The sequence below is a fragment of the Kitasatospora sp. NPDC057512 genome (genome assembly GCF_042802135.1).
In the GTDB taxonomy this organism is placed as follows: domain Bacteria; phylum Actinomycetota; class Actinomycetes; order Streptomycetales; family Streptomycetaceae; genus Kitasatospora.
The window spans coordinates 1-4,698 of record NZ_JBHVET010000679.1 but is presented as its reverse complement, the minus strand read 5'-3'; the positions used below and the strand labels follow the sequence as shown (position 1 = coordinate 4,698).

The 4,698-nt window shown below is 72.5% G+C and carries 4 protein-coding genes; 2 read left to right on the top strand and 2 right to left on the bottom strand.

Going from position 1 to position 4,698, the window contains the following annotated elements:
* Window positions 1-60: 60 nt before the first annotated feature.
* Complete coding sequence (locus ACFU6K_RS31750) at window positions 61-1,779, bottom strand: ABC transporter substrate-binding protein (RefSeq protein ID WP_380668894.1); 1,719 nt, start codon at window positions 1,777-1,779, stop codon at window positions 61-63.
* A gap of 147 nt (window positions 1,780-1,926) precedes the next feature.
* Window positions 1,927-2,019, bottom strand: coding sequence for an Ms4533A family Cys-rich leader peptide (locus ACFU6K_RS31745; RefSeq protein WP_317620150.1), 93 nt, complete (start codon window positions 2,017-2,019; stop codon window positions 1,927-1,929).
* A gap of 238 nt (window positions 2,020-2,257) precedes the next feature.
* Here ACFU6K_RS31745 and ACFU6K_RS31740 point away from each other — a divergent pair, with 238 nt between their 5' ends.
* Both ACFU6K_RS31740 and ACFU6K_RS31735 read left to right on the top strand, forming a co-directional pair.
* Complete coding sequence (locus tag ACFU6K_RS31740; RefSeq protein ID WP_380668892.1) at window positions 2,258-3,976, top strand: amidohydrolase; 1,719 nt, start codon at window positions 2,258-2,260, stop codon at window positions 3,974-3,976.
* Window positions 3,977-4,007: 31 nt separating this feature from the next.
* On the top strand, window positions 4,008-4,698 hold a 691-nt coding region (locus ACFU6K_RS31735; RefSeq protein ID WP_380668890.1), incomplete at its 3' end, for a LuxR C-terminal-related transcriptional regulator.

The following is a 4,698-nucleotide window of genomic DNA, read 5'->3' as shown; positions in this document are numbered from 1 at the left end:
CCCCGGCTCTGGGTTGCTGTGGAGCCATGGTTGTCCGATCGATCCGTCCGGTCCCGTCCGCTACTTGACCGCGACCTGGGAGATGTCGAGCACGCCGGTCCAGTCGCTGATGACGATGTTGCGGACGTCCTTGCCGGACAGCCGCTTGTAGACGGGGTGGAACAGCGGGACGGTGAGGGCCTGGTCGCCGATCCGCTTGTCCAGGGCGCCCCAGCGCTTGGCGGCCTCGGCGTGGTCGGTGATCTTGTTGATCTGGTCGATCTCGTCGTTCACCGAAGGGTCGTTCAGCTGCGCGGAGTTGAAGTTGTAGCCGTCGGTGACGATCTGCCGGCCGTCGAAGATCGGCGCCAGGAACGGGCCGCCGGACGGCCAGTCGGCGCCCCAGCCGGAGAGGAAGAGGCCGGGCTCGGTGCCGACGGTGTGGATCGTCTTGGAGTACCGGGTGGAGTCCAGGGCCTCCAGCTGGACGGTGATCCCGGAGGCCTTCAGACCGTCCTGGACGGCGGCGGCCAGGTCCGGGCCGTAGCCCTTGCCGATGGCGCTGGAGTGGGTGAGCGTGATGGTCAGGCCGTCCGGGTAACCGGCCTCCTTCAGCAGCTCCCTGGCCTTCTCCGGGTTGCCCGTGGCGCCGGCCGGGAACGGGTCGTACGGCGTGTACCCGAAGGTCTCCTGGGCGGGCAGGTAGGTGGTGGCGGCCTCGGCGAGCGAGGAGCCGCCGGCGGCGTTGACGACCGAGGTGCGGTTGATCGCGTAGGCGACGGCCTGGCGGACCTTCGGGTCGTCGAAGGGCTTGACCTTCGGGTTGAACGCCAGGTAGTTGACGTAGCCGAAGTGGCCGGTGCCGACGCGCGCGGCGAGGGCCTTGTCGTCCTTCACCTGGGCGAGCTCGGAGGGGCCGAGGTTGGTGTCGGTGGTGACGGCGGCCGCGTCGGCGCCGGTGCCGGCGGAGAGCCGCTGGTTGATCACCGCCGGGTCGAGCCCGGACTGCACGTCGATGGTGTCCGGGTACGCCTTGCGCTGGTCGTCCGTCGCCGCCGACCAGTTGGGGTTGCGCTTGAGGACGAGGTGGGCGCCGTCGTTCTCGTTCTTGACGACCTGGTAGGGGCCGGAGGAGACGGGGTGCTCCTGGTACTTCGTCCCGCTGTCCTTGGCCTTCGGGACGGGGGCGAACTGCGTCTGGGTGGCGAGGTACGGGAAGTCGCCCTCGGGCTTGTTGAGGCGGAAGACGATGGTCTTCTCGTCCGGCGTCTCGATGGCGTCCAGACCGCGCGCGTCCTTGTACGGGCCCTGGTAGTCCGCGGCGCCGACCAGCCAGTCCCTCAGGAACGGTGCGCCGCCGGAGAGTTCGGGGGCGAATGACCTCTCGATGCCGTACTTGATATCGGCCGTGGTGATCGGCGAACCGTCCTCGAAGGTCAGGCCGTCCTTGAGGTGGTACGTCCACACCGTCGCGCCCTCCGACGGGGTGCCGGTGTCGGTGGCGAGGTCCGGGACGACCTTGGTGCCGGCCGCGCCGTCGGCCCGGTTGCGGGTGGTGAGGGTGCGGAAGACCAGGGAGGGGACGTTGCCGCCGCCGGAGGTGTAGAGCCGTGCGGGGTCGAACTGGTCCTGCGGGTTCTGGTTGAGGACGGTGAGGGTGCCGCCCTGCTGCGGCGCGGCGTCCTTGCCGGAGCCTCCACCGCCGTCGGCCTTCGGTCCGCACGCCGCCAGTCCGACGACCAGGGCGACGGTGACGGTCGCCGTGGCGAGGCGGCGAGGGGTGAAGGTGGTTCGAGACATCGGAAAGGGGGCCTTTCGCTACCGATGGTGTACGGAGGAAGGCGGGCGACAGTGAGGCTTGGGGGAGAGTGAGCGGCACCGCGCCCGCAGGAGGGGGCGACGCCCCGACACGGCGATCACCGCGAAACGCGTCGGGGCAGGGCGGATTCAGCGACAGAGATTGTCGGAAACGCAGTGCGCGGCCACGCCGATCAGCGCCAGCTCGATGGCGGCGCACTCGATCGGGTGACGGTCAGACATGCCGAGAAGAATGTATGACGTTAAGGAGGATGTCAAAAAGCCCGACCACCATTCGGACAACGCGTGAACACCGTGAACGCCGGGCGCATCGGAAACACCGCGAACACCGGGAACACCGGGAATGTCCGCGACGTATCGGTGGGATGACCGATGTGCGCGGGTGGGGGGCGTGGCCATAGTCCTCGGAGAGCGTTCGCGGACGGCCCGCGACGCACCCGGTTTTCCGAAAGGACCTTCCATGGACACGTACGCGGATCTGGTGTTCCTCGACGGGCGGGTGGTCACCGTCGACGCGGAGTTCTCCGTCGCCTCCGCCCTGGCGGTCACCGGAGGACTGATCAGCGCCGTCGGCGGGCGGGAGGACGTCGCCCCGCTGATCGGACCCGGCACCCGCGTCGTCGACCTGCGGGGGGCCACGCTGCTCCCCGGCATCAACGACTCCCACCTGCACGGGTGCGCCTTCGGCATGGCCTCGCCGCCGCTCGCCCTCGACCTCGGCCACCCCGCCGTGGGCTCCCTCGGCGACGTGGCCGAGGCGGTGCGGGAGGCCGTCGGGCGGACCCCGGCCGGGCAGTGGATCACCGGGCACGGCTGGGACACCGGCTACCTCGACGAGTGCGTCCAGGACCCGTCGCGGCAGCCCTCGCGGCGCGACATCGACGCCGTCAGCCCGGACCACCCGGTCGTCCTGTACTCCTTCTCCGGGCACGCCACCTGGGTCAACTCCAAGGCCCTGGAACTGATCGGGATCGACCGGCACACCGTCGCGCCGCCCGGCGGGGCGATCGTCGCGGACGAGGCCGGGGAGCCCACCGGGCTGCTCCACGAGGGAGCCCAGGACCTCGTCCAGAACGCGCTGCCGCCGCTCGGCCGGCGGGAGCGGACCGAGGCGATCCGGTCGACCCTCGCCACGCTGGCCCGGCTCGGCGTGACCAGCTACACCGAGCCCGGGCTCGGCCCCGGCGGCGACGGCATCATGCGGGGCGCGCTCGGCGCGGAGACCCTCGACGTCTACCGCCGGCTGCTGGCCGACGGCGAACTCACCGCCCGCGTCGGCGTCCTGCTGCTGCCCACCGGGATGACGAGCACCAGCGAGGAGTTCGCCCGGGCCCTCGCGGCCCTCGACGCCGCCGCTGCCGCCGGTGACGCCGCCGCCGATCCTCGCCGCCTCGCGATCCACGGGGTCAAGGTCTTCGCCGACGGCGTCGTCCCCAACAGGACGGCCTGGATGCACGAGCCGTACGTCGGCGGCGGCTGCGGATCGCTGTGCGTCGGCGGCGGGAGCGACGCCGAGCGGACCGCCGAGATCGACGCCATCATCCGGCTCGCCCACACCGCCGGGCACCAGGTGGGCGTCCACGCCACCGGCGACCGGGGCGGCGACGCCGTCGCCGACGCCCTCGCCGCGGCCGTGGCCGGGCACCCGCGGCCCGACGCCCGGCACTACGTCATCCACGGCGACTTCCTCACCGCGCACAGCATGGAGGTGCTCGCCGCGCACGGCTTCGGCGTCAACATGAACCCGACCATCAAGTGGACCGTCGCCGACATGGAGGAGGACTTCGTCGGCGCCGAGCGGGCCGCGTACGCCTGGCCCTACCGCTCCGCCCTCGACGCCGGGGTGCGGGTCGCCAGCGGCTCCGACGCCCCCGTCACCCACCCGGACTGGCGCCAGGGCGTCGCCACCATGGTGCTGCGCGAGTCCAAGGCCGCCGGCCGGGTCAGCGGCCCCGAGCAGCGCATCGGCCTGGCCGAGGCGATCCGCACCTACACGATCGACGCGGCCTGGCAGGACTTCGCCGAGGACTGGAAGGGCTCGCTGGAGCCGGGCAAGGCCGCCGACCTCTGCGTACTGGACGGGGACCTGCTCGCCGCCGACCCCCGGGACATCCCGACGATGCCCGTCGTCCTCACCGTCATGGACGGGAAGGTCGTGCACGACGCCCTGCGCGATTGACGTACCCCCGGCACAAGATCATCCTTGGGGAATGGCAGCGGAACGGCACTGGGCGGACGTGCTGGACGCGGCCGTCCGCGTCCGCGCGGCCGCCAGGAACGCCGCGGCCGCCGGGACCGGCGTCGACGCGGTCCTGGCGGCACTGTCGGAGGTGGTCGAGTACGACCACGCCTCGCTGGCCCGCTGGGACCCGCTGCGCCGGCGCCACACCACCCTGGCCGGGAGCTACCCGGACGAGGCCACCGCCTACATCGAGACCCGCCTCCACCACGACCCGGTGTTCCCCGTGCTCCGCGGCCCGGCCCGGGACGGCCTCTGGCTCGGGGACGTCCCCCGGCCGCTCCTGGCGGCGTCCCCGGGCTTCCGGGAGGTGCTGTCCCCGCTCGGCATCGAGGGCGGCGTGGCCCAGTGCCTGTTCGCCGCCGACGGCCGGTACGTCGGCATGCTGAACGTCAGCACCCGCCGGCCCCGGCGCACCCCCGACCCGGCCCGCGCCGTGGTCACCCTGCTCACCGAGGCCCTGGCCGCCGCCGTCGCCCCCCACCCGGGCCCGCGGCCCGCGACGGCCGATCCGGCCGCCCCCGCCGACCCCGGCGCCTCCCGGCCCGGCGGACTCTCGCCCCGGGAGCTCCAGGTGCTGACCGAACTCACCGCCGGCCGCACCAACCGGGAGATCGCCGAGCGCCTGTACATCACACCCCGTACGGTGGGCACCCACATCG